General features: G+C 63.0%; 26 protein-coding genes. 11 read left to right on the forward strand and 15 right to left on the reverse strand.

What is annotated here, in order from left to right:
- The first annotated feature begins 5 nt into the window (after positions 1-5).
- Positions 6-857 (forward strand): Mrp/NBP35 family ATP-binding protein, encoded by an 852-nt coding sequence (locus V1292_RS30960; protein ID WP_442895578.1) that lies wholly within the window; start codon positions 6-8, stop codon positions 855-857.
- A gap of 15 nt (positions 858-872) precedes the next feature.
- On the opposite strand, the gene V1292_RS30965 is transcribed toward V1292_RS30960, so the two are convergent.
- From V1292_RS30965 to V1292_RS30975, 3 genes are all read right to left on the reverse strand, one after another.
- Positions 873-1,106 (reverse strand): hypothetical protein, encoded by a 234-nt coding sequence (locus V1292_RS30965; RefSeq protein ID WP_334376325.1) that lies wholly within the window; start codon positions 1,104-1,106, stop codon positions 873-875.
- Between the two features lie 118 nt (positions 1,107-1,224).
- Positions 1,225-2,250: a histone deacetylase family protein gene (locus V1292_RS30970; RefSeq protein ID WP_334376326.1), complete on the reverse strand. Its 1,026-nt coding sequence runs from the start codon at positions 2,248-2,250 to the stop codon at positions 1,225-1,227.
- The gene (locus V1292_RS30975; RefSeq protein ID WP_334376327.1) at positions 2,247-2,981 is read right to left on the reverse strand and encodes a GntR family transcriptional regulator; all 735 of its coding nucleotides are present in this window, start codon (positions 2,979-2,981) and stop codon (positions 2,247-2,249) included. The genes V1292_RS30970 and V1292_RS30975 overlap by 4 nt, the downstream gene beginning before the upstream one ends.
- A gap of 126 nt (positions 2,982-3,107) precedes the next feature.
- On the opposite strand from V1292_RS30975, the gene V1292_RS30980 reads away from it, so the two are divergent.
- The 6 genes from V1292_RS30980 (at position 3,108) to V1292_RS31005 (ending at position 9,957) form a co-directional block, all read left to right on the forward strand.
- The gene (locus V1292_RS30980) at positions 3,108-3,896 is read left to right on the forward strand and encodes a class II aldolase/adducin family protein (RefSeq protein ID WP_334376328.1); all 789 of its coding nucleotides are present in this window, start codon (positions 3,108-3,110) and stop codon (positions 3,894-3,896) included.
- 61 nt (positions 3,897-3,957) lie between these two features.
- Positions 3,958-5,511 (forward strand): ABC transporter substrate-binding protein, encoded by a 1,554-nt coding sequence (locus V1292_RS30985; RefSeq protein WP_334376329.1) that lies wholly within the window; start codon positions 3,958-3,960, stop codon positions 5,509-5,511.
- 75 nt (positions 5,512-5,586) lie between these two features.
- A complete protein-coding gene (locus V1292_RS30990; RefSeq protein WP_334376330.1) occupies positions 5,587-6,558 on the forward strand; it encodes an ABC transporter permease in 972 nt (323 codons plus the stop codon).
- Positions 6,555-7,394, forward strand: a complete 840-nt coding sequence (locus V1292_RS30995; protein WP_334376331.1) for an ABC transporter permease — start codon at positions 6,555-6,557, stop codon at positions 7,392-7,394. Before V1292_RS30990 ends, V1292_RS30995 begins: the two co-directional genes overlap by 4 nt.
- Positions 7,395-7,396: 2 nt before the next feature.
- Positions 7,397-9,004, forward strand: coding sequence for an ABC transporter ATP-binding protein (locus tag V1292_RS31000; protein ID WP_334376332.1), 1,608 nt, complete (start codon positions 7,397-7,399; stop codon positions 9,002-9,004).
- A gap of 17 nt (positions 9,005-9,021) precedes the next feature.
- On the forward strand, positions 9,022-9,957 hold the full coding sequence (locus V1292_RS31005) for a 2-hydroxyacid dehydrogenase (protein WP_334376333.1): 936 nt from the start codon (positions 9,022-9,024) through the stop codon (positions 9,955-9,957).
- A 366-nt stretch (positions 9,958-10,323) separates the two neighbouring features.
- Here V1292_RS31005 and V1292_RS31010 read toward each other — a convergent pair whose 3' ends face one another.
- The 4 genes from V1292_RS31010 to V1292_RS31025 are packed head-to-tail and all read right to left on the reverse strand — an operon-like array spanning position 10,324 to position 14,181.
- Positions 10,324-11,220, reverse strand: coding sequence for an alpha/beta fold hydrolase (locus V1292_RS31010; protein WP_334376334.1), 897 nt, complete (start codon positions 11,218-11,220; stop codon positions 10,324-10,326).
- Between the two features lie 29 nt (positions 11,221-11,249).
- Positions 11,250-12,299 (reverse strand): hydroxyacid dehydrogenase, encoded by a 1,050-nt coding sequence (locus V1292_RS31015; protein WP_334376335.1) that lies wholly within the window; start codon positions 12,297-12,299, stop codon positions 11,250-11,252.
- Positions 12,300-12,314: 15 nt separating this feature from the next.
- Positions 12,315-13,211: an amidohydrolase family protein gene (locus V1292_RS31020; RefSeq protein ID WP_334376336.1), complete on the reverse strand. Its 897-nt coding sequence runs from the start codon at positions 13,209-13,211 to the stop codon at positions 12,315-12,317.
- A gap of 4 nt (positions 13,212-13,215) precedes the next feature.
- Positions 13,216-14,181 (reverse strand): Bug family tripartite tricarboxylate transporter substrate binding protein, encoded by a 966-nt coding sequence (locus tag V1292_RS31025; RefSeq protein ID WP_334376337.1) that lies wholly within the window; start codon positions 14,179-14,181, stop codon positions 13,216-13,218.
- A 177-nt stretch (positions 14,182-14,358) separates the two neighbouring features.
- Between V1292_RS31025 and V1292_RS31030 the strand changes: the two genes are divergently transcribed.
- The 3 genes from V1292_RS31030 to V1292_RS31040 all read left to right on the forward strand — a co-directional run bounded on the left by V1292_RS31030 (position 14,359) and on the right by V1292_RS31040 (position 15,965).
- Positions 14,359-14,913 (forward strand): decarboxylase, encoded by a 555-nt coding sequence (locus V1292_RS31030; protein ID WP_334376338.1) that lies wholly within the window; start codon positions 14,359-14,361, stop codon positions 14,911-14,913.
- Between the two features lie 7 nt (positions 14,914-14,920).
- The gene (locus V1292_RS31035) at positions 14,921-15,535 is read left to right on the forward strand and encodes a thiamine pyrophosphate-dependent enzyme (RefSeq protein WP_334376339.1); all 615 of its coding nucleotides are present in this window, start codon (positions 14,921-14,923) and stop codon (positions 15,533-15,535) included.
- Positions 15,536-15,611: 76 nt separating this feature from the next.
- Positions 15,612-15,965 (forward strand): VanZ family protein, encoded by a 354-nt coding sequence (locus V1292_RS31040; protein WP_334376340.1) that lies wholly within the window; start codon positions 15,612-15,614, stop codon positions 15,963-15,965.
- A 59-nt stretch (positions 15,966-16,024) separates the two neighbouring features.
- Here V1292_RS31040 and V1292_RS31045 read toward each other — a convergent pair whose 3' ends face one another.
- The 5 genes from V1292_RS31045 to V1292_RS31065 all read right to left on the reverse strand — a co-directional run bounded on the left by V1292_RS31045 (position 16,025) and on the right by V1292_RS31065 (position 20,653).
- Positions 16,025-16,408, reverse strand: a complete 384-nt coding sequence (locus V1292_RS31045; RefSeq protein WP_334376341.1) for a DUF1236 domain-containing protein — start codon at positions 16,406-16,408, stop codon at positions 16,025-16,027.
- Between the two features lie 129 nt (positions 16,409-16,537).
- Complete coding sequence (locus V1292_RS31050) at positions 16,538-17,425, reverse strand: 2-hydroxy-3-oxopropionate reductase (protein ID WP_334376342.1); 888 nt, start codon at positions 17,423-17,425, stop codon at positions 16,538-16,540.
- Positions 17,426-17,452: 27 nt separating this feature from the next.
- The gene (gene hyi / locus V1292_RS31055) at positions 17,453-18,238 is read right to left on the reverse strand and encodes a hydroxypyruvate isomerase (RefSeq protein ID WP_334376343.1); all 786 of its coding nucleotides are present in this window, start codon (positions 18,236-18,238) and stop codon (positions 17,453-17,455) included.
- Positions 18,239-18,407: 169 nt separating this feature from the next.
- Positions 18,408-20,207, reverse strand: coding sequence for a glyoxylate carboligase (gene gcl, locus V1292_RS31060; RefSeq protein ID WP_334376344.1), 1,800 nt, complete (start codon positions 20,205-20,207; stop codon positions 18,408-18,410).
- Between the two features lie 194 nt (positions 20,208-20,401).
- Positions 20,402-20,653 (reverse strand): PepSY domain-containing protein, encoded by a 252-nt coding sequence (locus V1292_RS31065; RefSeq protein ID WP_334376345.1) that lies wholly within the window; start codon positions 20,651-20,653, stop codon positions 20,402-20,404.
- Positions 20,654-20,822: 169 nt separating this feature from the next.
- Between V1292_RS31065 and V1292_RS31070 the strand changes: the two genes are divergently transcribed.
- Positions 20,823-22,241 carry an APC family permease gene (locus V1292_RS31070; RefSeq protein WP_334376346.1) on the forward strand — a complete coding sequence of 473 codons (1,419 nt, stop codon included), beginning with the start codon at positions 20,823-20,825 and terminating at the stop codon, positions 22,239-22,241.
- Between the two features lie 108 nt (positions 22,242-22,349).
- Here the strand turns inward: V1292_RS31070 and V1292_RS31075 are convergent, their stop codons facing one another.
- The 3 genes from V1292_RS31075 to V1292_RS31085 all read right to left on the reverse strand — a co-directional run bounded on the left by V1292_RS31075 (position 22,350) and on the right by V1292_RS31085 (position 25,629).
- Entirely contained in the window at positions 22,350-23,411 is a 1,062-nt protein-coding gene (locus V1292_RS31075) for a ketopantoate reductase family protein (protein WP_334376347.1), read from the reverse strand.
- A 231-nt stretch (positions 23,412-23,642) separates the two neighbouring features.
- Complete coding sequence (locus tag V1292_RS31080; RefSeq protein ID WP_334376348.1) at positions 23,643-24,407, reverse strand: Crp/Fnr family transcriptional regulator; 765 nt, start codon at positions 24,405-24,407, stop codon at positions 23,643-23,645.
- A gap of 373 nt (positions 24,408-24,780) precedes the next feature.
- Entirely contained in the window at positions 24,781-25,629 is an 849-nt protein-coding gene (locus V1292_RS31085; protein WP_334376349.1) for an IclR family transcriptional regulator, read from the reverse strand.
- Positions 25,630-25,749: the final 120 nt, after the last annotated feature.

Consider the following 25,749-nt stretch of genomic DNA (forward strand, 5'->3'; position numbering starts at 1 on the left):
AGCAAGTGTCCGCCACCCCTTCAGATCTCAAGGCCCGCGCGACGTCGAAGGCATCAGGCATTCCCGGCGTCAAGCACGTCATCGCCGTCGCCTCCGGCAAGGGCGGCGTCGGAAAGTCCACTACCTCGTGCAATCTCGCGCTCGGCTTCGCCGCGCTCGGGCTGAGAACCGGCATTCTCGATGCTGACATCTACGGTCCGTCGCAACAAAAACTGTTCGGACTGCGCGGCAAGCCGCGGCAACTCGGCCCCCGCATGCTGGAGCCGTTGGAGCGCTTCGGCGTCAAGGTGATGTCGATCGGCTTTCTGGTCGAGGAAGACAACGCCATGATCTGGCGCGGGCCGATGGTGATCTCGGCGATCACGCAGATGCTGCGCGAAGTCGCATGGGACGACCTCGATATTCTCGTCGTCGACCTGCCGCCCGGCACCGGCGACGCGCAGCTCACCATGGCGCAACAGGCGCCGCTCGCCGGCGCGATCATCGTCTCGACGCCACAGGACCTCGCGCTGATCGACGCGCGGCGCGGCATCGCCATGTTTCAGAAGGTGAGCATTCCGATCCTGGGCCTGATCGAGAACATGTCGAGCTTCTGCTGCCCGACCTGCAACCACGTCACACCGATCTTCGGCCACGGCGGCGCGCGGGCGGAAGCCGAACGCCGCGGCGTTCCCTATCTCGGCGAGATACCGCTGGATATGCAGATTCGCCAGACCTCCGACGATGGCCGGCCGATCGTCGCCGTCGAGCCCGACGGCGTTCACGCCAAGCATTATGTGAGTATTGCGCGTGAAGTCTGGACCGCGATCGTAACCGGCGCGGCGCACCGGCCACCGCCGCGCATCGTCATCGAATAGGCGCAGCCTGGCAGCTCACGGGCTCATAAAGGTCGCGTCGATCCGCTCTGCGCCGCCGGCAAGGCCGAGCGCATGCAATTCGTCGCGATACAGATCGACGATGAGAATCGACAGCACCACGAAAAGAACGGTGGCGACCAACACCAGAACCCGCGAGACCGTTGTATCGGTTGCCTCGCGTTGCGCGGCCGTCCGATCCCGAGATCTGCTCCAGAGCGGTGCCATGAGAGCCAGCAAGGCATAGAGCATTGCGATCTCTCCTCTCTGCGTCGCGCTTCCGAAGCGTAAACCGGCCGCAGACCAATGTCGACAATTGTCCGGTACGAGATCGCCTGCAAGCAGGTGTAGCGGGAGACGCGTGCGCTGACTAACGCGCCTCTTCGAAGCCGCCGAGTACAGCCGTGAGATTGGCGCCGAGAATATCCGAGAGATAACCGCCCTCCTGAACGAAAACCGTCGGCAGGCCGAGCCGGGCGATCGCGGCGCCGATGCGACGGAAGCCGGCCGTGGTGACCGCAAGACCGGCGAGCGGATCGTGCTCCGAGGCATCTAGGCCGAGCGCTACCACCAGCGCGCCGGGCGCAAACGCGCGGATGGTTTTTTCGGCGTCGCCGAGCGCCCTGATGTAATCGTCATCCCCGGTGCCCTTCGGCAGCGGGATATTCAAATTGGCGCCGAGGCCTGGACCGGCGCCGCGCTCATGCGCATATCCCCACACGAACGGATAGAAGAAGACGGGATCGGCGTGGATCGACACCGTCAGCACGTCGGAGCGCTCGTAGAAGATGCCCTGCGTGCCGTTGCCGTGATGCACGTCGACGTCGAGGATTGCGACGCGCTCATGCTGCAGCCGAAGCTGCGCCGCTGCCACCGCGCTGTTATTGAAGAAACAGAAGCCGCCCGACATGTCCGCATAGGCGTGATGGCCCGGCGGCCGGCACAGCGCATAGACAGCGTCTTCGCCGTCCATGACGAGTTGCGCCGCAGTCGTGGCGACATCGGTGGCGGCACAGGCGGCGGCGTAGGTGCCCTTGCCGATCGGAGCTGCCGTATCCGCCGCGTGCCAGCCGAGGCGGCCGACGATATGGGTTGGGTATGTGGCGCCGTAGCGAACCGGGTGGATGTTGGCGATCATCTCCGAACCGGAATCGCCGAGTGCGACCCAGGCGTCCCAGGCTTCCTCCAGAAAACGCAGATATTCCACGCTGTGAACGCGCGCCCGCGGGCCCTGGCCGAACACCGTCGGCTCGACGAGGCTGTGCTTGCCGGCCTTAAGTCCCGCCAGCAACCGGTCGGCACGCTCGGGCTGCTCGGTGGTGCGCTTGATCACGCCGCGCACCAGGAAGAATTGCGGATCGTGGCTTCGATGCAGTTCGGTGTAGACGGCCTTCACGCGGACACTCCGTTGGTTGGAAACAGGATGCTGCTCGGCTCGGCGGCATTGCCGAGCGGCGTGAGCTCTCGCACCAGCCTGCCGACTTCGCGCCAGGCGTGGCCGATATGGTAGTCGACATGCGCGGTGATGCGCTCGGGATGACCGGCTTCGATCGCCGCCAGCAGCGGCTCGTGGGTTCGCGCGATCTCATGCGGGTCGTCGTAAAGGCGGCCGATCAGGCCGATGACCATGCGCAGCTCTGCTGCGAGATCATCGAACAATCGCAAAAGGCGGCGGTTATCGGCGATTTCAAAAATCAGCCGGTGAAAGCGATAATCCTCTTCCACCTGCCGGGCCGGATCGTCGAGATCGGCGGTCCGGTGCAGAACATCAATTTGCCGCCGTAACATATCGCGCGACTCCGGAGTGAGCCGCCGCGCCGCCAGCACACTGGCGTGCCGTTCGATGCACAGACGCAGATCGTAGATCTCGTCGATATTTCTGATTTCGAGTTTGCGGACGAAAAAGCCGCGTCGCGGGCTCGCGACCAGCAGCCCCTGTTTCTCCAGAAGGCGCGCCGCCTCGCGCACAGGCGCACGGCTGACGCCTAATTCCCGGGCAACCCCTGCCTCCACAACTTTGGAACCAGGAGGCAGCCGCCCCTGAACAATGGCCTGCATCAAAATTCGAGCGATCTGGCCGACCAGATCGCTGTCCGCAAGTGCCGGTAATCCAACCGGAAGAGACATAGGCCGCATCGGCTAAACCCGCGCCAGTCCGTGGTTATTTTTTAATCGTCGATTGTCGACACTTTAATCTTGCCCAGATGCTGCCCCGCACGCAAGCTGAAAAACTTGAAAATGGACAAGGCGGAAATGACAAGCGCAGCCCACCACACCCCGAAGGCCTGGCCGGCGGTGGATGACCAGACCCAGCAAATCCGGATCGACCTCGCGGCGGCCTACCGGCTGATTCACCGGCTCGGTCTCGACGACAGTATCTACACCCACATCTCCGTCCGCCTTCCCGGCCGGCAGGACCGTTTTCTCATCAACCCCTACGGCCTGCGCTTCGAGGAAGTCACGGCGTCCAACCTGGTGACGGTCGACCTCGACGGAAACGTTATCGACGATCCCACAGGGCTCGGCATCAACCCGGCCGGTTTCACCATTCACAGTGCGATCCATGCCGCGCGCCATGATGCCATCTGCGTCCTGCACACGCACACGGTCGCGGGCATCGCCGTTGCCTGCCAGAAGCAGGGGTTACTGCCGCTCAATCAATGGTCGCTGCAGTTTACTGATGGCCTCGCCTATCACGACTACGAAGGCATCGCGCTCGATCTCGACGAGCGGTCGCGCCTGGTCGCCAATCTCGGCGACAAGTTCGTGATGGTGTTGCGCAACCACGGCATGCTGACCTGCGGGCGCTCCGTCGCCGAAGCCTTCAAGCTGATGCACAATCTGGAGCGCTCCTGCCGCGCCCAACTGGCAATCCAGTCATCGGGTGCCGAGGTCATCGAACTATCCGCAGCCGTCGCCCGCAAGACGGCCGGCCAATACGCAAGCTTCTACGACGCGATCGAAACAAATGGCGTGCCCGACAGCGAATGGGCCGCCTTCAAGCGGATGCTCGAGCGGACCGATCCCGACTTTGCGAACTGACGGACCCGCCCTCGCCGAAGTGAGAGCGCCAAATCCTTTTTTCTTTAAAACGAGGTATGCGATGTCCAAGCGTAAGATTTTGATGAGCTTTGCTGCGATGTGCATGCTGAGCACCGCGGCGGTGGCCGAGGGGCCGAAAGCAGGCGGCGTTGTCAACGCCGTGATCCAGCCCGAGCCACCGAGCCTGATGATGGGTCTGGTGCAAAACGGCCCGACGCAGATGGTGGCCGGCAATATCTATGAAGGCCTCTTGCGCTACAGCCCCAAGCTCGATCCCCTTCCCGGCCTCGCCGAAAGCTGGTCGATCAGTGAGGACGGCAAGGTCTACACGTTCAAGCTCGTGAAGGGCGTGACCTGGCATGACGGCAAGCCGTTCACCTCGGCCGACGTGCTGTTCTCGATCGAATTCCTGAAGCAGACCCACGCACGTGCCCGCGGCAATCTCGTGCAGCTCGAAAAAGTGGAAGCGCCGGACGAATCCACCGTTGTCTTCACGCTGAAGCAGCCGTTCGGCCCCTTCATCGGCATTTTCGAGGTCGGCTCGCTGCCGATGATCCCGAAGCACATCTATGAAGGCACCGACTTCAAGACTAATCCGGCCAACAACACCCCTGTTGGTACCGGCCCCTTCATGTTTAGGGAATGGCAGAAGGGCTCGTTCATCCGCCTCGTCAAGAATCCGAACTACCACGTCAAGGGCAAGCCCAACATCGACGAGATCTATTGGCACGTCATTCCGGACGCCGCCGCGCGCTCGGTCGCCTATGAGACCGGCAAGGTCGACGTGCTGCCGGGCGGCTCGGTGGAGAATTTCGACGTGCCGCGCTTGAGCAAGTTGAAGAACACCTGCGTCACCGGGGCGGGCTGGGAATTCTTCAGCCCGCATTCCTGGCTCTGGCTCAACAACCGCTCAGGTCCAACAGCGAACAAGAAATTCCGCCAGGCGCTGATGTTTGCGATCGATCGCAACATGGCCAAGGACGTGGTCTGGAACGGCCTCGGCAGGATCGCGACCGGTCCGTCAGGCTCGGCGATCAAGTACTACACGAGTGCGGTACCGAAATACGACTACGATCCGGCCAAGGCCAAGGCCCTGCTCAAGGAATCCGGCTATAAGGGCGAGAAGCTTCGCATGCTGCCGCTGCCCTATGGCGAGACGTGGCAGCGCTGGGCCGAGATGGTCCGCCAGAACCTGCAGGACGTCGGGATCAACGTCGAGATGATCGCGACCGACGTCCCCGGCTGGAATCAGAAAGTCAGCGAGTGGGACTACGACATCGCGTTCACTTATCTCTACCAGTACGGCGATCCCGCGCTTGGCGTCGGCCGCAACTATGTCTCGAGCCAGATCGCCAAGGGCTCGCCGTTCAACAACGTCGAAGGCTATTCCAATCCCGAGATCGACAAGCTGTTCGCCGACGGCGCGGTCGCCTTCCCCGATTCAGCGCGTGAAGAGATCTATGCCAAGGCGCAGAAGATCCTCGTCGAGGACGTACCGGTCGCTTGGATGCTCGAGCTGCAATTCCCCACCATCACCCGCTGCAGCGTCAAGAACCTGATCACGACCGGCATCGGCGTCAACGACGGTTTCCGCGACGCCTGGATCGAGAAGTAATCGCCGCCTCGTCGGGTGTCAGGGTCTCAATCCTGACGCCCGGGGTACCCGCGCCTCCAACGCAAGCGACAGCCCATGATCTCCTTCATCGCCCAGCGGATCGCGAAAGCTATCGTCGTTCTTCTCGCGCTTGTCGTCATGAACTTTTTCCTGATCCGGATGGCGCCGGGCGATCCGGCGGTGGTGATGGCGGGCGAAGCCGGCGCGGGCGACCAGCTCTTCATCGCCCAGCTCCGCGAGAAGTTCGGCCTCGACCAGCCGCTGCCGGTGCAACTATTCCTGTATGTCAAAGGCATCGTCAGCCTCGATCTCGGATTTTCGTTTCGCCAGCAGATGCCGGTCTCGAAGCTGATCCTCGATCGCCTGCCGGCGACGCTGTTGCTGACGGGCACCGCATTCGCCATCTCGCTCGCGCTTGGGATCCTGTTCGGCGCATTGGCCGCGCGCTTTGCTGGCACCTGGGCGGATACCGCGATCACGGTCGCAGCGCTGATCTTCTACGCCACCCCGCTGTTCTGGGTCGCGCTGATGGCGATCCTGTTGTTTTCGGTCACGATGGATTGGCTGCCGAGTTTTGGTTACGAGACGGTCGGCGCAGGCTACACCGGCCTTGCGCATGTCCTCGACGTCGCCGCCCATCTGATCCTGCCGGCGACGACGATCGGGCTGTTCTTCATGGCGACCTACGCCCGCATGACGCGCGCGTCGATGCTGGAGGTTAGCCGGCTCGACTTCGTCAAGACCGCGCGCGCCAAGGGCCTGTCTGATACCGTGATCCAGCGCCGTCACGTGCTGCGCAACGCGCTGTTGCCGGTTGTCACTTTGGCCGGCCTGCAGGCCGGCACGCTGGTCGGCGGCGCCGTGCTGACCGAAACCGTGTTCGCCTGGCCCGGCATCGGCCGACTGATGTACGAGGCGCTACTGCAGCGCGACTACAATCTGTTGCTCGGCGTCTTCGTCGTCTGCTCGGCCATGGTGCTGGCCTTCAACCTGATCACGGACCTCGTCTATCGCTCCGTCGATCCCCGCATCGAGTTCGCCGCATGAAACAGGTTTCGCGAATGCTGTTGCGCAATCCCGGCGGCATGATCGGCATCATGATCCTCATCGTTGCGGTGACTGTCGCCCTGATTGGCCCGCTGCTGTTTCCGACCTCGCCGTGGCGCATGGTGCAGCGGCCGTTCCTGCCGCCGTTCACGCTTGCCGGCTTTCCGCTCGGCACCGATGCGCTCGGCCGCGACGTGATGGCCGGCATCATCTATGGCGCGCGCGTCTCGCTGCTGGTCGGCCTGATCTCGACGCTGGCCTCGCTCGCGGTCGGCATTCCGCTCGGCGCGGTGGCCGGATACTTCGGCGGCAAGATCGACGATGCCCTGATGCGGTTCACCGAGTTCTTCCAGACCGTTCCGAGCTTTGCACTGGCGATCGTGCTCGTCGCGATCATGCAACCGTCCATCGTCTCGATCGTGGCGGCGATTGCCATCGTGAGCTGGCCGCCGGTAGCGCGGCTGGTGCGCGGCGAAGTGCTGTCGCTGCGCACGCGCGAATACGTCCAGGCGGCCGTGGTGACCGGCCAGACCAATTGGTGGATCATCTGGCGCGAGATCCTGCCCAACGCGCTGTCGCCCGTCATCGTGCTGGCCTCGCTGATGGTTGCAACCGCGATCCTCCTGGAGTCCTCGCTCTCCTTCCTCGGCCTCGGCGACCCCAACCTGATGTCGTGGGGCTACATGGTTGGCGCCGGCCGCACCGTGATCCGTCAGGCCTGGTGGATCACGGTATTCCCCGGCATCGCCATTCTGGTTTCGGTGCTGGCGCTGAACCTGATCGGCGAAGGCCTCAACGACGCGCTCAACCCTCGCCTCGCCAAGGGAGGGCGCTGAGCATGACCGTCGTCGTCAAGAACCTGAAGCTGGCGCTGCCGCCGGGCGGCGACCGTGCCCACGCCGTGGACGACGTTTCGTTCGATCTCACCGCCGGAAAAATCCTCTGCGTGGTCGGTGAATCCGGCTCCGGCAAATCGATGTGCGCCCATGCGCTGATGGGACTGCTGCCGGATACGGTGACGGCGGAATCCGGAGAGATTCTGTTCGAGGGAAAGAACCTCTTGGCGCTCAGCCCGGCGGAATGGCTGGCGTTCCGCGGCCGCGGCATCGCGATGGTGTTCCAGGAGCCGATGACGGCACTCAATCCATTGATGCGCATCGGCGAGCAGATCGCCGAGATGTTCGAGGCGCATGGCCTATTGACGCCGAAGGAGCGGCAGCAGAAAGCCTTCGCCTTGATCCGCGAAGTCGGCCTGCCCGATCCTGAGCGCGCGGTGCGCGCCTATCCCCATCAACTGTCCGGCGGCCAGCGCCAGCGCGCGATGATCGCGATGGCGCTGGCGCTCGAGCCGGCCGTACTGGTCGCCGACGAGCCGACGACGGCGCTCGATGTCACGACGCAGGCGCAGATCCTCAAACTGATCCGCGACCTGCAGCGCCGCCGCAACATGGCGGTGATGTTCATCACCCACGATTTCGGCGTCGTCGCCGAGATTGCCGATCGCGTGGTCGTGCTTCAGCACGGCAAGGTCGTCGAGCAAGGCACTGCCGACGATGTGCTGCTCCGCGCGCAACATCCCTATACCCGTGCGCTGCTCGCCGCCGTTCCCACGCTGCAGCCGCCGCAGCGGGCGCTTCTGCTCGACCGCAGCAAGGCGGTGGAAGTGATCGGCCTCGGCAAAACCTATGTCAGCGGCGGCGGCTGGTTCCGCAGCGAGCGCCGCGTGCAGGCGGCCAAGGACGTCAGCTTCGACATTTTTCGCGGCGAGACGCTCGGCCTGGTCGGCGAATCCGGTTCGGGAAAATCGTCCGTCGCCCGGCTCGTGATGCGCCTGATCGAACCGGACGCCGGCACCGTGCGTATTGGCGACGTCGATCTCACCCGGATCGGCGGCAAGGCTTTGCGCGAGCAGCGCCGCCGCATCCAGATGGTGTTTCAGGATCCGTTCGCTTCCCTCAATCCGCGCCGCAAAGTCGGCAACATCATCACCGATGGGCCGATTGCGCATGGCGTCGATCCAGCGGTAGCGCGAAAACGCGCCGGCGAGTTGCTCAGCCTCGTCGGGCTCAATGCGGGCGCGATGGAACGATTTCCGCACGAATTCTCCGGCGGGCAGCGCCAGCGCATCGGAATTGCGCGGGCGCTCGCGCTCGACCCGGAAATCCTGGTCGCCGACGAGGCCGTTTCGGCTCTCGACGTCTCCGTTCAGGCGCAGGTCTTGGACCTCCTGGAAGATCTGAAGGCCCGCCTTGGCCTGTCGATGCTGTTCATTACTCACGACCTGCGCGGGGCCGCGCAGATCTGCGACCGCATCGCCGTGATGCAGCAAGGCGCGATCGTCGAGCTCAAATCCGCATCGCTCCTGTTCGCGGCCCCCGAGCACGCCTACACGCGCGAGCTGCTTTCCGCGGTACCCGGGCAAACGTCGTCTTCCAAGGCCGCATGAACAAGGCCGCTTGAACGATGCGTTGTGTTCTCGTCAGCAAGAGCCTCGATCTCCGCTGCTATCTCGGCCCGCAATTCATGCGCGCCGCAGAACGCATCGAAATCGTCAGCCACCCCCACGATGGTTCGGCAACGGACGTGCGGCTGGCGGTGGCCTGGCATCCGCCCGACGACGCCTTCGAGCGCTACCCCAACCTGCAGGCGGTGTGCTCGATCGGCGCCGGCGTCGACAACATTTTGGCGTGTCCCAGCCTGCGGCCCGACGTGGACGTGATCCGTGTCGTCGATCCGGCGCAGGCGCAGATGATGTCGGGCTTTGTTGCCTGGCACGTGATCGGCCATCAGCGGCGCTTTGCAACCTATCAGGCACAGCAGCGTGAGGAACGCTGGCAGCGTCTCGGCCAGCGCCGGGCGCAGGACGTGGCGGTCGGCATTTTGGGTTTTGGCGAAATCGGCCGCCGCGTCGCCGCCGACCTCGCTTTGCTCGGTTTTCCGGTGATGGCGTGGAGCCGGACTGCGAAGCCGACGCCGCAGGGCGTGCGCAGCTTCCAAGGCGCCGCGGGCCTCGATGCCATGCTCGGCCAGACGGAGGTTCTCGTAAACCTGCTGCCGCTGACGCCGGAGACAAAAGGCATTCTCAACCGCAAGACATTCGCCCGAATGTATCGCGGCGGCTACCTGATCCAGGTCGGACGCGGCGAGCATCTGGTCGAAGCCGACCTGCTCGCTGCGCTGAAGGACGGGCAATTGGCCGGCGCTGCGCTCGACGTCTTCGCAACCGAGCCACTGGCGCCGCGCCATCCGTTCTGGCGGCATCCCCGCATCGTCGTCACACCGCACGATGCCTGCGAGGTGAGCGTGGAAGCGATCGGCGCGACGTTTCGCGCGACGGCGGAAGCGATACGGGCCGGCCGCCGGCCGCCGCACTCCATCGATCGCGAACGGGGCTATTGAGGACCTGTTCGTCCAGCGCCTCGATCGGGCGCTGACAGCGTTAGACGTGATTTCGGAGCAGCAAAGGACGCCCGCGCCTCAAGCGCCGGCGGACGGCAGGCTGGCGGCGGCAATGGCCACGATCTGTGAAAGCCGGCGCCCGATCCGGGAGGACGCCCTGCTCAGCAATGAACGAACCTGTCGCATCTCTTCGTCTTTCCCTGTGCGCCGGGGGCAAGGCGCACAGGGAAAATGGTCCCAAGCGGCAAACCAGTCGAGACGTCAGGGAAAATAGCAATGCCCGCTTCGTCCGGAGGCCGTCCGGCAGTGGAATTATTGCCGCGATCGACCCGCCGGCGGATGAAATTTTCTCCCCGTATTCTGACGTCAGAGCCCGGTGATTCCGCTATCGACCGCCAGCGCAGCCTCTGGCGCCCCGAGAAACCGTCGCAGCGACGCCAGAACCACATCGAGCCGGTCATGGTGCAACCAGTGCCCGGCGCCCGCGATCTTCTCCAGTTCGGCGCTCTTGAAGTGCGCGAGCAGGCCGGCGGCTTCGGGATCGGACAAAAAGCTTTCGTCGCCCCACATCAACAGCGTTGGACAGGTGATGCGCGTCCACAAGGCAACGTAGTCCTCCGGCGACAGCCGGTATGGCGCCCGCGCCCGCTGATAATGATCGAACTTCCAGCGATAGAGTCCGTCGGCGCCTTTCCGAACGCCATAGCTGGCAAGATGGAGCGCCAACGCCGATGTCAGCCGCTTGTTGCGCGTCGACAACCGCTTCGCCGCCTCCTCGATCGTCCGGAACGTGCTCTCTTGATGCTCCGAGATGCGGTCGAGCTGGTCGATCCAGCGCGACATCTGCTCGTGAATCGGCGCAGGCTGCGAGCCCGACAGGAAAGCGCCATCCAGCACGATGAGGCGCGAAACCTTTTCCGGATAGGTGCCGGCATAGGCCAATGCGACCATGCCGCCCATCGAATGACCGACAAACGCCGCGTCCTGCAGCCCCGCAAACTGCATCAGCCGGGTCATGTCATAGACGTTGTCCGTCAGGCTGTAGCTGCTTCCTTTCGCCCATTCGGAATCACCGTGGCCGCGCAGGTCCGGCGCCATGATATGGAAATGCGGCTGCAATTCGCGCGCGATCGCATCCCAATTGCGGCAATGATCGAGCCCGCCATGGACCAGGATCAGAGGCGGCGCGGATTCATTGCCCCAGTCGACATAATGCAACTGTAGCCCCTGGGACTCGTAAAAGCGGTCTTCCGGCTCGGCCATCGTGGATCGTCCCTCGCGGAGGTGATGGCCTATTTCGGCGCAAATCCGAACGTCCGCTCGAAGCGCTTGGCGTAGTCGGGCCACACCTCGGGATTGACGATGCGCGGCGGCCGCTTGCCGTCGAGCGCATCGAGAATTTGTTCGGCGGCGATCCGGCCCATGTTGATGCGCGCTTCCCTGGTCACGCCGGCCGTGTGCGGGCTCGCCAGCACATTGTCGAACTGCAGCAGCGGGTGCTCCGGCGGGGGCGGCTCCTTGTCCCAGACGTCGAGGCCGGCTCCAGCAATGCGTTTGTCGCGCAACGCCTCGTACAGCGCCTCCTCATCGTGAATGAAGCCGCGCGCCGTGGTGATGAAGAAGGCGTGCGGTTGCATCAGCGCGAACTCGCGGGCGCCGATCATGCGGCGATTGTCCTTGGTCAGGGGACAGGAGATAGAGACGAAATCCGAGCGGCGCATCAGATCGTGAAGCTCGACCTTTTCGCCACCGCGGGCGGCGATTTCTTCCGCGGTCAGATAGGGATCGTAAGCGATCACCTTCATATGCAAAAGGCCGTTGCAGAGCTCGGCGATACGGCGGCCGACATTGCCGATCCCGACGATGCCCACCGTCTTGCCCTGCACTTCGTTGCCGATCAGCGCGTTCCGATTGACATTGGCCTGGCGGCGCAGCGCGCGGTCGGATTCGAGGATGCGCTTGGACAGCGTCAGCATCATCCCCAGCGCATGTTCGGCGACCGAATTGGCGTTGCCGCCGGACTGGTTGACGACGAGCACGCCGGCCGCTGTGCAGGCGTCAACGTCGACGGGATCGAAGCCCGCGCCGTTCGAGGAGACGATCAGGAGGTTCGGCGCCCGCCGCAACAAATCCTGGTCGACATGGAAATGCCTGGCGATTTCGTCGCGCGCCGCTCCGACCTGATAGGCATGTGCCGCCGACAATATCGGCGCTGCGATGGCATCCGGGGTTTCGTTCTCAAGCCGATCGAGCCGCACGTCGGCGCGGGCTCTCAGGATATCGATATAGATCTCGTGGGCGAGATATTTGACGTAGAACACGCGCTTGTTGTTGACGGTCATGTTTCTTGGCAACTTTCAGTTCGGGAAACCGTAGAGTTTGGCGGGATTGGCGACGAGGATGCGGTGCTGCGTCGCCATATCAGGCGTCCACGTCTGAAACAACTCGAGCAGATGCCCGGCGTCGGGCATTTCGCCCTCGACACGCGGATGCGGCCAGTCGCCGCCCCACACCAGCCGCTCCGGATTGGCCTTCACCAGCGCTTCATGAAACGGCCGCGCATCGGGGTAATCAGGCGCGTTCTGGCTGAGGCGATGCGCGCCCGACAGCTTGGCCCAGCACCAGCCTTCGCCGACGCAGCGAAGCAAACTCTGAAAACCTTCGGTGCCGGTACCGGCGCGGGCGTCGGTGCGGCCCATATGGTCGATCACGACCGGCAGCCGCAGCGTTTTCAGTAGCGGTATCGTCTGCGGCAAATCCTTGACGTCGATCCACAACTGCAGATGCCAGCCGAGTTCGGCCATGAGCGGCGCAAGTTTCTCCGCTTCGCTCAACGGAACGCCGCCGCGATAATGCAACTGCCCACCGCGAAAGAAGTGATTGAAGCGCAAGCCACGGACGCCCAGCGCATTCCACGCGCGCAGATCGCCTGGCGATATTTCGGCGTCGGCCACCGCGACGCCGCGCAGGCGCTGCGGTTGCCGCTTCAGCGCGTCGAGCATCGCCGAATTGTCGCGGCCGTGCGCACTGCCCTGCACCAGCACGCCGCGCGCAAAGCCGATCGCATCGAGCATGCCGAGGTATTTTTCCAGCGGCGCGTCCGGCGGCGTGTAGCTGCGATCGTCCGCATAGGGGAAACGATCCGCCGGTCCGAACACATGGGCGTGCGTGTCGCAGGCGCCTGGCGGCAACGGCACGCGCGGACGGGTGACTTCGCGTGGCGGCAGGCAGGCGGGAATTATTGGAGGCGCCACGGTGTTATTCCGCTTTCATTCCGGCGGCCTTGATGATCGGCCCCCATTTCTCGTAGTCGGCACGGATTTTGGCGTCGAATTGTTGCGGCGTACTGCCGATCGGCTGGGCGCCGAGCTTGGCCAGCCGCTGCTTGACGGCGTCCGTATTCAGCGCCGCGACGAAATCCTGCGAGAGTTTGGCCAGCACATCGGATGGCATTCCGGCCGGTCCGAGCAGGCCCCACCAGACGCCGGTGTCATAGCCCGGCACAGTCTCGGACATCGCGGGTACGTCAGGCAGGAACGGCGCGCGGGCAGCCGTGGTAACCGCGAGCGCGCGAAGCGTGCCGGCCTGGAGCTGTCCGACCGATTCCGGACCGTTGTTGAACGACATCGGAACCTGTCCGCCGAGCAGATCATTGATCGCAGGCGCGCCGCCCTTGTAGGGGATGGCGGTGAGATCGACCTTGGCCAGGTTTTTCAAGAGCTCGCCGGCGAGATGCGTCGACGTACCGTTACCGGCATGCGCAAACGACAGGCTTCCAGGTTTGGCTTTTGCCGCCGCTATCATCTCGGCCAGCGTCTTAAAGGGAGAGTCCGCTCTCACCAGCAGGATATTGGGTGACGACGCCAGCAGCGAGATCGGCGTGAAATCCTTGAACGTGTCATAGGGGATCTTGGAATACAGGAACGGATTGGTGGCGTGGCCGCTCGCCACCATGATCAGGGTGTAACCATCAGGCGGAGCGGTTGCGACCGCCTGCGAGGCAATCACGCCACCGGCACCCGGACGGTTCTCCACCACAACCGACTGCCCCCATTGCTTGGAGACGACATCGCCAAGCGTGCGCGTCAGGACATCGACGCCGCCACCGGCGGGATAAGGCACGAAAACATGCACGGGCCTGGACGGAAACGTCTGGGCGAATGCGCCGCCGCATACGACATGCATGGCCGCCGCAACAGCAGCGATCCGGAACCACCTGCCCATAGCGTCCCCTCCCGATATTTTTCTTACTTATCTCACATCGTCGCATGCCGAGTGTAGCGCCGCGCGGCGCAGAGCCGGATACGATCGGGACATGTTGACAATCCCGCCGATGACGTCAAGTTTCGCCGCTCCAGGGATGAGCGCGAACGAAAGACGTCGCGGGCTAAGGAGACTAAAATGGCGGTAGCAGAGGAAAAAACCTCGCCCGAAACCTCTGAGAAGAGCTGGCACGGTATCGTGCTGCAATCCCTCAAGCGCAACGATATCCGCCTCGTCCCCTACGTGCCCGACCGTGTCCTGACGACGCTGATCAAGAACCTGCACGCCGATCCCTTCTTCACGACCTTCCCCGCGGCACGCGAAGAGGAAGCGGTCGGCATCGTCTCCGGCGCCTGGATGGGCGGCATGCGCGGCGCGGTGCTGATGCAGACTTCGGGATTCGCCACTCTGGCAAACGTGCTGGCGTCGCTGGCGATCCCCTATCAGATCCCGCTGATCATGTTCGTGTCCGAACGCGGCACGCTCGGCGAATTCAACTACGGCCAGTCGCTGGTGTGCCGCACCATGCGGCCGGTGCTGGACTCCCTTGCGATGGAGCATCACACCGCGACAAGGCTCGACGAGTTCGAATTCATCGTTGACCGCTCCATCAAGCAGGCCATCAGCACACAGGCGCCGGTGGCGCTGATCCTCTCGCCGCTTCTGACCGGCGGCAAAGTCTTCGACAAGTGAGCGACTCATGAACAGCGCCAACGATACCCCTGCCCGCAATACCAAGGTCATGAACCGCTTCGACCTCACCTCGCGGCTGATTGCGAAGTTGAAGAACGAGGAAGCCGTGATCGGCGGCATCGGCAACACCAATTTCGACCTGTGGGCCGCCGGCCACCGGCCGCAGAATTTCTACATGCTCGGCAGCATGGGTCTCGCCTTCCCGATCGCGCTCGGCGTCGCGCTCGCGCAACCGAATCGACGCGTGTTCGCGCTGGAGGGGGACGGCTCGCTGTTGATGCAACTGGGATCGCTCTCGACGATCGCGACATTGGCGCCCAAAAATCTCACCATGATCGTGATGGACAACGGCATCTACCAGATCACCGGCGCACAACCGACGCCGGGTGCCGCCGTGGCCGACATCGTCGCCATCGCGGTCGCGAGCGGCCTCGCCAACAGCGCCTGGGCGGCGGACGAGGAGGACTTCGAGCGCCTGATCGAGCAGTCCATGTCGGCCGCGGGCCCGGCGCTGATCGGCGTGCGCATCGACGACAAGCCAGGCGTCGGCACCACCCGCCGCGATCCCGTACAGATCCGGGAGCGCTTCATGCACGGTATGGGCGTACGGGAGCCGCTCTGAGGGGCGATTAACCACAGACATCGCCAATGCCGTGTGCATGGGATGGCCGGCACGGAAATCGTGCTATGCCATTCCGATGACGATCATCCTTCGACTATTCGCCTGGGGCCTTGCCGCGGCAATCGCCTTCGCAACACTCGGTCCGGCGGAACAACGGCCGCATTCAAACCTCGGGCAGAACGGGGAGCATGCGCTTGCCTTTGTGCTGCTCGGACTCGCCTTCGGATTAGCCCACACGCGCAACCGGTTGCACACGGCGGCCTTCGTCATCGCTTACACCGGCCTGGTCGAGATCCTGCAGCTCTGGGCGCCTGGCCGGCACGCCCGCCTGGAAGACTTTGTGGTCGACGCGCTGGCGGCATCCGTCGGGCTTGCGGCTAGTATGGTTCTCGACTGGAAGATCAGGCGATCGCGCCATAGCGCATCCTGACAAGAAAAATCCTCGCGGGACGATCGCCCGCGAGGATGGCTCAGTAAGAGCTGCGTTCTTTAGTCGAGGATCCTGACGATCCTGCGCGTGCGCGGCTCCACGATCACGCGGCGATCGTTGACCACCGCATAGCGGTATTCGGTGTATCGCGGCACCGGACGCAGTTGGACGGTCGGCGGCAGCGGCTCGCCCACCACCACCTGCTCACGAACCACGACAGAACGGTCTCGCGGGACCGAATTGATCACGGCGTTCGGAATTTCCACGGCCGCGCCGAGCGCAGCACCCACCGTGCCGCCGACGATCGCGCCGACCGGGCCACCGACTTCAGCGCCCGCGGCGGCGCCGTCCGCGGCGCCTTGCGCGGTTGTCGATTGAGCGAATGCCGCGCCAGAGGTCAGCAACGAAGCCGCAATCAGTGAAACGGCCAAACGACTATTCATCACATTCTCCAGTAAATTGATGACGCGTCTCAACCACCGGAGGCGTGAGAAGGTTCCGGTTCCAATGCGGCAGCAAAAAGGGCCGCGCCGAAATTTCGGCGCGGTTCCAGTCACAGGGAGAAACAGAGATCAGGCTTGCGCGATTTCGTGGCTTGCCATCATTTCCAGCGCGCGCACCATTCCCGAATGGTCCCATGCCTTGCCGCCATGCGCGGTGCAGGCGCTGAACAATTGCTGGGCTAGCGCCGTGCTCGGCAAGGAAAGGCCAAGCGCTCGCGCGCCCTCCAGCGCCAGGTTGAGATCCTTCTGGTGCAGCTCGATACGAAAGCCCGGATCGAAGTTGCGCTTCACCATGCGCTCGCCATGCACCTCGAGAATTCGTGACGATGCGAAGCCGCCCATCAGCGCCTTGCGCACCAGCGCCGGATCCGCGCCGGCCTTCGATGCAAACAATAGCGCCTCGCCGACCGCCTCGATCGTCAGCGCGACGACGATCTGGTTGGCGACCTTGGTGGTCTGCCCGTCGCCATTGGCGCCGACGAGGGTGACGTTCTTGCCCATCTTGTCGAACACCGGCTTCATCGCGTTGAACGCGCGCTCCGGTCCGCCGACCATGATGGTGAGGCTCGCCGCCTTGGCGCCCACCTCGCCACCGGAGACTGGTGCGTCGAGATAATCGGCGCCGAGCGCCTCCACCTTCTTGGCAAACTCCTTGGTGGCGAGCGGCGAGATCGAACTCATGTCGACAACGATCTGCCCCTTGGAGAGCCCCTCGGCGACGCCGCCCGGCCCGAACAGGACCGCCTCCACATGCGGCGTATCAGGCACCATGATAATGACAACGTCGGCCTTCTCGGCGACTTCCTTGCCCGATTTGCAGACCTCGCCGCCTGCTGCAACAAGCTCTGGTGCAATGGGTCCGACATCGTGCAGGAACAGGCGATGGCCGGCGGCCTGGAGATGGCCCGCCATCGGGCGCCCCATGGTGCCGAGGCCGATAAAGCCGATATCGATCATTTCAACTCCCCTTACTTCGTTTCTTGTTTAGGTATCGGCCGTCAGCGCCGCGTGCCAACCAAGGCCCTCGACCGTCGTCGTCCTCGGCTTGTATTCGCAGCCGATCCAGCCGCGATAACCAATAGCGTCGAGATGGCGGAACAGGAAGGGATAGTTGATCTCGCCGGTGCCCGGTTCATTGCGGCCGGGATTATCGGCGAGTTGCACATGGGCGATGCGCGGCAGATGCTTTTGCAGGCTTCGCGCGATGTCGCCTTCCATCACCTGCATGTGGTAGATGTCGTATTGCACGAACAGATTGCTCGAGCGCACATCGGCCATGAGCTGAAGCGCCTGTGCGGTCTTGTTCAGGAAAAAGCCGGGGATGTCGATGGTGTTGATCGGCTCGATCAGGAGTTTGATCTCCTGCTTGGCGAGCGCATCCGCCGCAAAGCGCAGATTGCCGATCAATGTCTCGTTGAGATCGGTCGCATCAGCATCGTCAGGCGTGATGCCGACCAGGCAATTGAGCTGGCGGCAATCGAGCGCCTTGGCGTAATCGATGGCGCGTCCGACGCCGTCGCGAAATTCGTCGACGCGATCAGGCAGGATGGCGATGCCGCGCTCGCCGGCTGCCCAGTTGCCGGCGGGGAGATTGTGCAGCACCTGGGTCAGGCCGTGCTGGTGCAACTGCTCGCGCAGATCGGCCTTCTCGAAATCATACGGGAATAGATATTCGACCCCGTTGAATCCTGCCGCCTTGGCGGCCGCAAAGCGATCGAGGAACGGCTGCTCGCCGAACAGCATGGTGAGATTGGCGGCAAATTTCGGCACGATTCATTCTCCTCGCGTTAAACTAGCCTTAGTGCGTCATAAGTCCCTCATGGTGAGGAGCGCGAAGCGCGTCTCGAACCATGAGGCCCGTCTGTGGCCTACATCCTTCGAGACGCCCGCTCTGCGGGCTCCTCAGGATGAGGGGATGAGCAGCTATGACGCAGTGGAACTATGCCGGCAGCAGCTTGCCGGCTTGCGGCGCGCTCGGTTTGGCCGGCGTGTCGTCCAGCGGCAGATCGAGCACTTCCTCGAATTCGACGATGTTGTCGATCTCGGTGCCCATCGAGATGTTGGTGACCCGCTCGAGAATGAACTCGACCACGACAGGCACCTTGAATTCCGCCATCCATTCGCGTGCGGTGGCGAACGCCGCCTGCGCATGGTTCGGATCGGTGACGCGGATCGCCTTGCAGCCGAGCCCCTCGGCGACCGTGACATGGTCCACGCCATAGACCCCGATCTCGGGTGCGTTGATGTTCTCGAAGGAAAGCTGGACGTGATAGTCCATGTCGAACCCGCGCTGCGCCTGGCGGATCAGCCCGAGATAGGAGTTGTTCACGACGACGTGGATGTAGGGCAGCTTGAACTGCGCGCCTACCGCAAGCTCCTCGATCAGGAACTGGAAATCGTAATCGCCCGACAGCGCGACGATCTGGCGCGACGGATCGGCCGCACGCACGCCCAGCGCCGCCGGCAATGTCCAGCCGAGCGGGCCGGCCTGCCCCGCATTGATCCAGTTGCGCGGGCCGTAGACACCGAGGAATTGCGCGCCGGCGATCTGCGACAATCCGATCACGCTGACGTAGCAGGTATCGCGTCCGAACGCCTTGCTCATCTCCTCATAGACACGCTGCGGCTTGATCGGCATGTCGTCGAAATGGCTCCTGCGCAGCATCGTGCGCTTGCGGTCCTGGCATGCCGCCGGCCATGCCTGCCGCTCCCTCAGCTTACCGGCCTTGCGCCACTCTCTGGCGACCGAGACGAACAATTCCAGCGCCGCCTTGGCGTCGGAGACGATGCCGAAATCGGGATTGAACACGCGTCCGATCTGCGTCGGCTCGATATCGACATGCACAAATTTGCGGCCCTTGGTGTAGGTCTCGATCGAGCCGGTGTGCCGGTTGGCCCAGCGGTTGCCGATGCCGAGCACGAAGTCGGACTGCAGCATGGTCGCGTTGCCGTAGCGGTGGCTGGTCTGCAAGCCGACCATGCCTGCCATCAGCACGTGATCGTCGGGAATAGCGCCCCACCCCATCAGCGTCGGCACCACCGGAACGTTGACCGTCTCGGCGAACTGGACCAGCAGCTCGGACGCGTCGGCATTGATGACGCCGCCGCCCGCCACGATCAGCGGCCGCTCCGCCGCATTGAGCATCTCAAGCGCCTTCTCGATCTGCTTGCGGGTCGCCGTGGGCTTGTAGACCGGCAGCGGCTCATAGGTCTCGTCGTCGAATTCGATCTCCGCAAGCTGCACGTCTAGCGGCAGGTCGATCAGCACCGGCCCCGGACGCCCGGAACGCATGATGTGAAACGCCTGGCTGAACACGCGCGGCACCAGCGCCGGCTCGCGCACGGTGACCGCCCATTTCGTCACCGGCTTGGCAATCGATTCGATATCGATTGCCTGAAAGTCTTCCTTGTAGAGCCGCGCCCGCGGCGCCTGCCCGGTGATGCACAGGATCGGGATCGAATCCGCGATCGCCGAATAAAGCCCGGTGATCATGTCGGTGCCGGCCGGACCCGAGGTACCGATGCAGACGCCGATATTGCCCGCCTTGGCGCGGGTATAACCCTCGGCCATGTGCGAAGCGCCCTCGACATGGCGCGCCAGGATGTGCCCGATCGAGCCGCGCTTCTTCAGCGCGGAGTAAAGCGGATTGATCGCGGCGCCCGGAACGCCGAAGGCGATGGTCACGCCTTCCTTCTCCAGGATCCGCACAGCTGCATCGATCGCCCGCATCTTCGCCATGTCGCGCCTCGCTCAAACAGTGTTGGCTCTGGCGGCGATCTTCGTGGCGACGAGACGCAATCTCAACGCGGGCGATTTTATTTCCCGCGGAGTGGGAGGGAGTTAGAAAATACGCGACAAATCAGGCGCTTGGTTCACGAACGTGGTGGAAAGCCTGTGAGGCCGCCGTTGCGAGAAGGATTTACGTCCGGAACTCAGTCCAGATTCTTCCGCTTCAACTTCATTTGCATATCGAACTTGAGGTCATATTTCTTGCCGTCTGCGCAGACGGCGTCATCGACCTCAAACTGCTGGTCGTCTTCATCCATCTCGAACTTGCCCCCTGAACATCCCTCGACCTGAACCGCAGCGACAAGCTTCGCGCGCTCGTCTTCGGTGACCGCGCGATCGGCGAGCGCAGGAAGCGCCGATAGGACCAGTATCGCCGTTGATGTGATCAATCGCATATCAAGCCCTCCCGAGATCCGCTCCGACCAGCCAATTGAATGCCTGCGGCCGGCAATGGTTCCGGCTTTCAGCCAATTCGCACCGCCGAACCCCAGGCAGAATTATTGCACAAGGCCTTCAACTCCCAGTAGACTGCGCTGGCGCCACCGATAAAAAGGACGTGCGACGATGACCGATGTCCCCATGAACGCCGGTGCTCAATCTATCGCCGCCGAACCGAGCCTTCGTAGGGTCATGGGCCCCTGGCTGCTCTTGCTGTTCATCGTCGGCGATATTCTCGGCACCGGAATCTATGCGCTCACAGGCCAGGTGGCGAAGCAGGTCGGCGGTGTCGTATGGCTGCCTTTTGTGGTTGCGTTTGTGGTCGCCCTTGTGACCGCGTTCAGCTATCTCGAGCTGGTCACGAAATATCCGAGGGCTGCGGGCGCGGCCCTCTACACTCACAAGGCTTTTGGCATCCATTTTGTCACGTTCATCGTTGCATTTGCGGTGATGTGCTCAGGTATCACCTCGGCATCGACCGCTTCCCGGGCTTTCGCCGCGAACATGTCGAACGCAATGGGCCTCAACCTATCGGCCTTTGCCATCACGATTACCGGTCTCGCTTTCATGGCAGTCGTTGCTGCAGTCAATTTCCGCGGTGTTGGCGAAAGTCTGAAAGCTAATGTCGTTCTCACCTGTGTGGAGCTGACGGGACTGCTGATCATCATCGTGATCGGCCTTTGGGCGATCGGGTTGGGCCAGGGCGATGTCTCGCGTGTCATTCAGTTTCGTTCGACCGCTGACGGCGGCATGTTCTGGCCGGTGATTGCCGCGACCACGCTCGCATTCTTTGCCATGGTAGGCTTCGAGGATTCGGTCAACATGGCCGAGGAATGCAAGGATCCAAGCCGTCACTTTCCAAAGGTGCTGCTTGTAGGCCTTGTGATTACCTGTCTCATCTATGTCCTTGTCTCGGTCTCGGCAATCACCCTGGTGGCGCCGGAGCAATTGGGCGAAGGCGAAACACCGCTTCTGAAGGTCGTCCAACAGGGCGCGCCAAATTTTCCGATTTGGATCTTTGGATTCATCACGATGTTTGCCGTGGCCAATACCGCTCTCATCAATATGCTCATGGCCAGCCGCCTTGTGTATGGCATGAGCCGCGAGCATGTGCTTCCGCCAGCTCTCGGGAGAGTACACAGGATGCGGCGGACGCCCTATGTCGCCATCGGCTTCACGACCTTGCTGGCGTTTGCCCTGATCACGTTCGTCGGTGAGGTGCCGGCACTCGGAGGCACCACCGCGCTTCTTTTGCTATGCGTTTTCACGGTGGTTAACGTTGCGGTGCTGGTGCTTCGGCGCGATTCTGTAAGTCATCAGCACTTTCGCACGCCGACCATTCTGCCGATCCTGGGCGCTGTGTTTTGCGCTTTCCTCGCCAGTCCCTGGACCGGCCGTGACCCCGTTCAGTACCGGGTCGCCGGTGTCCTGATCGGAGTGGGCATCGTTCTGTGGCTCATCACGATCATGCTCAACCGGATGACCGGGATAGCGAGAATAGAGCCGGATATGGAACATTTAGGTCGCGGCGGGCCCATCAACTAGAGCGTTTTCCAGCGAAGTGGACACCGGTTCGCGTCAAGAAAACGCATCAAAACAAGAATCTAGAGCCCGGTTCTGATTCAATCAGAACCGACGGGCTCTAGACGAGGCTCAGTTCATCCGCAGTTCCGTAATGTGCCGCGAATCGGGGCTGAGCTCACCACGCTCGACGCGCTTGACGATATCGGTCAGCGCGGCGTTTGCGGTGCAGGCGATGCCGAGCTTCTCGCCCTCGCGCACGACAAAGCCGTTGAGGAACTCGATCTCCGTGCGACGGCCCTTCTGCATGTCCTGACCCATCGACGGGCGCTGCTGGGAAGACGTGCGCTTGCTGTCCTTGAAGCGCTGCTCGTCGCAGATGCGCATCGCTTCCTCGTCGCCCTCACCGGCCCGCGCGATCATCTCCGGCGGCAGATGCAATATCTCTTCAAGCTGATAGCCGTGCGCCTGCCCGACGCGGATCGCTTCGCTGCCGAGCCGGGTGGAGAACCGGCGCAGCGGATCGCTTTGCAGGATTTCGGCGCCCGGCAAGCCGGTGCAGGCCGAGAGCCCGTTGCCCATGACGTTGGCGACCAGCTTCGACCAGCGCTCGCCCCAGAGATTCTCCGTCACCTTGGCGCTGTCGGAATAGCCGACCAGGCGGCAGACTTCCTCCGCCCGCGGTGTGATACGGCCGTGCACCTCGCCGGCGCGAAACACCGTGTGCGCCGCCCCGCCCTTGCCGGCGCCGCGGTGGATGTGGCCGGGCTCCGGCAGGTTCACCGTGATGCTGCTGGCAATGCAGCCCAGCGTCTTGCCCCAGCCGACGATGCCGGCAATCGTCTCCTCGTTCATGCAGTTCTGCAGCGATACCACGTACCCGTCCGGCGCCAGATATTGCTGGATCAGCATGGTGGCCCAGGCGGTGTCGTAGGATTTCATGCAGACGAAGGCGATGTCGATCGGCCTCTCCTTGGCGAGCCGCTGCGCGTCCGTGACGTGGAGCGCGTGCACGGGCACCGAGAATTCCGCGACATCCATGGCGTGGGTGACGCGCAGCCCGTGCTTCCTCATATGCTCGACATGCTCGGGCCAGGGATCGATGAACGTAACGTCCTCGCCCGCCTGCACCATATGGGCGCCGGCATACCCGCCGACGGCGCCCGCTCCGACGATCGCGATCTTCCGGCCCATGCTTTCTCCCCTTGCATTTTCTTGCGTTGAATTGTTCAGCTTCCCGGGCAAATGTCCACGGCCGGTCAAATTGGCATCCGGCATATTCTTCTGTACGTATTCTTTACGTACTTCATCTGGTCTGCGTAGGAACGAATGCCGTAGCAGTAGCCAACCAGCAGCATCCGGACGTTGCGATTTCTTGAGCGTCCTCGTGGCCGTCTGTAGGCGGTTATGTCAGGTTGAAAACGATCATGCACCCTGGAGTTTGTCGGCCGACGCAAAATGCGGGCGCGACCCCACGGCTTCATGGGGGACGATCCGATCGGTTGCACAACGTATGATGTCGTAGCATTCACAGGTAGCTTCCTCGAGCCGCGCCCTGTCGATTTCGACCAAGCCCCGCCGAGCGGATCTGATGGCGCCTAAGGCGCGGAGTTTTGCAATCACCTGCGTCACGGTCGTTCGTCGGACCCCGAGCAACTGCGAAAGCGTCCCCTGCGTTAATGATAGGATGTTGTTGTCCTCCGTTCGATCGTGGAGGTGAAGCAGCCACCGGGCCATGCGGGCCTCGACCGAGTGCAGTCCGTTGCAGGCTGAGACGTGCTGGAACTGCATGAGTATCGACCTCGTGTGCGCCTCGACCACATGTCTGATGGCGCCGCTCTCCATGTAGGCTGCATGAAACCGCGACACGGAGATTTGCGATGCGGTGCCGCCCACCCGCACGACCGCGGTCACGGACGACAAGAAAGAGGGTCCCAGCACCGATAATGCGCCGATCGCTCCCTCGCGCCCGATTACCGCGGTTGCAATGGTTTCGCCGTTCGGAAGGCCGAGCATGAAGGAGATGGCCCCGCTATGGGGAAAGTAAACATGTTGGCGTCGATCTCCCGCTCGTATCACCACGGCGCCCTGTTCAAGCGACACCTTCTGGAGATGAGGGGCGAGCAACGCGAGGTCTGCCGGCGGCAACGCGGTGAGGAGACGATTACCGGCGCTCGCCGGACGTCCCATCACGAGAGACTTCCTCCGTCAGAAGAACACGCAGCTCTCCTGGAAAGTCTTTGGCAGGAACGCCTTCTGCGCTGCGCCGACACTAACTCCACTTTCATCCGGCTCTGAACTGCCTTCTTGGATACGATACTTGCTGGGTACCTTAACGTGCCGCGCCGGTAAAGGTAAGGCGAACCCTTGACGGGCGTCGCAGGTGATCGGGGAACCGCTCGGACACTACCCTCAGGACCGCTGGTGAGTTCCGCCAAGCGGCCTGCCACCGGTTCTGGATGCGCGCTCCCTTGGATGAAGGAAAGTCCCTGCAAAGACCGCTTCGAAGCTATTGTTTTCTTGCTTCGAAAATCGTTTCCGTCCCGTTTTGTTCACGGTCGTTTCAGCCAGCCCTCGCCGCCGGCATCACGCCGCCGAGCGCCACCGTCAACTCCGCCGCCACTTCCCGCACCGTCTGGCCGAGCGACGGCAGGCGTTCGTCGGTCAGCCGGCTGGTCATGCCGGAGACGGAGATTGCAGCCAGCGGCTCGGCGCAGTCGTTGTAGACCACGGCGGCGATGCAGCGCAGGCCCATGCAGGCCTCCTCGTCGTCGATCGCAAAACCCTGGCGGCGGATTTTTTCGAGTTCCTTGAACAAATCGCTCGGCCGCACGATCGATTTTTCGGTCAGCCGCGGCATGCCGTGATGATGGATGATCGCGCTGACGTCCTCGTTGGAATAGGTCGCCAGCACCGCCTTGCCGACGCCGGAGGCGACCATCGCGACGCGACCGCCGACCTTGGTCAGCGAACGCATGATTTCGCGGCTTTCCATACGGGTCAGCACGATGATGAATTCGTCGTCGACGACGGCGAGATTCGCTGTCTCCCGCGTCAGGTCGCGCAGCTTGCGCAAATAAGGCATCGCCTGTGCCGTGAAATTGCGGCGGCGGGCGAAGGTTGCTCCCACCGTGAAGGCGCGCGTACCGACATGCCATTTCGATTCGGTGCGATCGAACTGCACGAAGCGGCGGCTTTCCAGCGTCCCGAGCAGGCGATGCACGGTGGAGGTGGAAAGGCCGGTGCGGATGGCGAGATCGCTCAGGCGATAGCCTTCGTCGTCTTCAGCAAGCGTTTCAATGATGGAGAGTGCGCGATCGACGGACTGGACGCCGCCGTCACGGGCGTTCTCGTCCTGGTCCGCACCGGATTTCGGCTCGATCGCCTTGCGCCGGATCACGTCTCTCTTCATCGCGACCTGCATCCATCCGTCGGTTGGATCAATACCGCGTATCCGTGGCCTCGTGGTTCGAGACGCGCGGCTTCGCCGCGCTCCTCACCATGAGGGTTTCAGACCTCATCCTGAGGAGCC

Origin of the sequence: Bradyrhizobium sp. AZCC 1719 (assembly GCF_036924525.1) — a bacterium.
Classification (GTDB): domain Bacteria; phylum Pseudomonadota; class Alphaproteobacteria; order Rhizobiales; family Xanthobacteraceae; genus Bradyrhizobium.

Excerpts from the sequence above, each read along its gene's own strand:
- V1292_RS30965 (WP_334376325.1), bottom strand. The coding sequence starts at position 1,106 with ATGCTCTATGCCTTGCTGGCTCTCATGGCACCGCTCTGGAGCAGATCT.
- V1292_RS30975 (WP_334376327.1), bottom strand. The coding sequence starts at position 2,981 with ATGTCTCTTCCGGTTGGATTACCGGCACTTGCGGACAGCGATCTGGTC.
- V1292_RS30980 (WP_334376328.1), top strand. The coding sequence starts at position 3,108 with ATGACAAGCGCAGCCCACCACACCCCGAAGGCCTGGCCGGCGGTGGAT.
- V1292_RS30985 (WP_334376329.1), top strand. The coding sequence starts at position 3,958 with ATGTCCAAGCGTAAGATTTTGATGAGCTTTGCTGCGATGTGCATGCTG.
- V1292_RS30990 (WP_334376330.1), top strand. The coding sequence starts at position 5,587 with ATGATCTCCTTCATCGCCCAGCGGATCGCGAAAGCTATCGTCGTTCTT.
- V1292_RS30995 (WP_334376331.1), top strand. The coding sequence starts at position 6,555 with ATGAAACAGGTTTCGCGAATGCTGTTGCGCAATCCCGGCGGCATGATC.
- V1292_RS31000 (WP_334376332.1), top strand. The coding sequence starts at position 7,397 with ATGACCGTCGTCGTCAAGAACCTGAAGCTGGCGCTGCCGCCGGGCGGC.
- V1292_RS31005 (WP_334376333.1), top strand. The coding sequence starts at position 9,022 with ATGCGTTGTGTTCTCGTCAGCAAGAGCCTCGATCTCCGCTGCTATCTC.
- V1292_RS31010 (WP_334376334.1), bottom strand. The coding sequence starts at position 11,220 with ATGGCCGAGCCGGAAGACCGCTTTTACGAGTCCCAGGGGCTACAGTTG.
- V1292_RS31015 (WP_334376335.1), bottom strand. The coding sequence starts at position 12,299 with ATGACCGTCAACAACAAGCGCGTGTTCTACGTCAAATATCTCGCCCAC.
- V1292_RS31025 (WP_334376337.1), bottom strand. The coding sequence starts at position 14,181 with ATGGGCAGGTGGTTCCGGATCGCTGCTGTTGCGGCGGCCATGCATGTC.
- V1292_RS31030 (WP_334376338.1), top strand. The coding sequence starts at position 14,359 with ATGGCGGTAGCAGAGGAAAAAACCTCGCCCGAAACCTCTGAGAAGAGC.
- V1292_RS31035 (WP_334376339.1), top strand. The coding sequence starts at position 14,921 with ATGAACAGCGCCAACGATACCCCTGCCCGCAATACCAAGGTCATGAAC.
- V1292_RS31040 (WP_334376340.1), top strand. The coding sequence starts at position 15,612 with ATGACGATCATCCTTCGACTATTCGCCTGGGGCCTTGCCGCGGCAATC.
- V1292_RS31045 (WP_334376341.1), bottom strand. The coding sequence starts at position 16,408 with ATGAATAGTCGTTTGGCCGTTTCACTGATTGCGGCTTCGTTGCTGACC.
- V1292_RS31050 (WP_334376342.1), bottom strand. The coding sequence starts at position 17,425 with ATGATCGATATCGGCTTTATCGGCCTCGGCACCATGGGGCGCCCGATG.
- gcl (WP_334376344.1), bottom strand. The coding sequence starts at position 20,207 with ATGGCGAAGATGCGGGCGATCGATGCAGCTGTGCGGATCCTGGAGAAG.
- V1292_RS31065 (WP_334376345.1), bottom strand. The coding sequence starts at position 20,653 with ATGCGATTGATCACATCAACGGCGATACTGGTCCTATCGGCGCTTCCT.
- V1292_RS31070 (WP_334376346.1), top strand. The coding sequence starts at position 20,823 with ATGACCGATGTCCCCATGAACGCCGGTGCTCAATCTATCGCCGCCGAA.
- V1292_RS31075 (WP_334376347.1), bottom strand. The coding sequence starts at position 23,411 with ATGGGCCGGAAGATCGCGATCGTCGGAGCGGGCGCCGTCGGCGGGTAT.
- V1292_RS31080 (WP_334376348.1), bottom strand. The coding sequence starts at position 24,407 with ATGGGACGTCCGGCGAGCGCCGGTAATCGTCTCCTCACCGCGTTGCCG.
- V1292_RS31085 (WP_334376349.1), bottom strand. The coding sequence starts at position 25,629 with ATGAAGAGAGACGTGATCCGGCGCAAGGCGATCGAGCCGAAATCCGGT.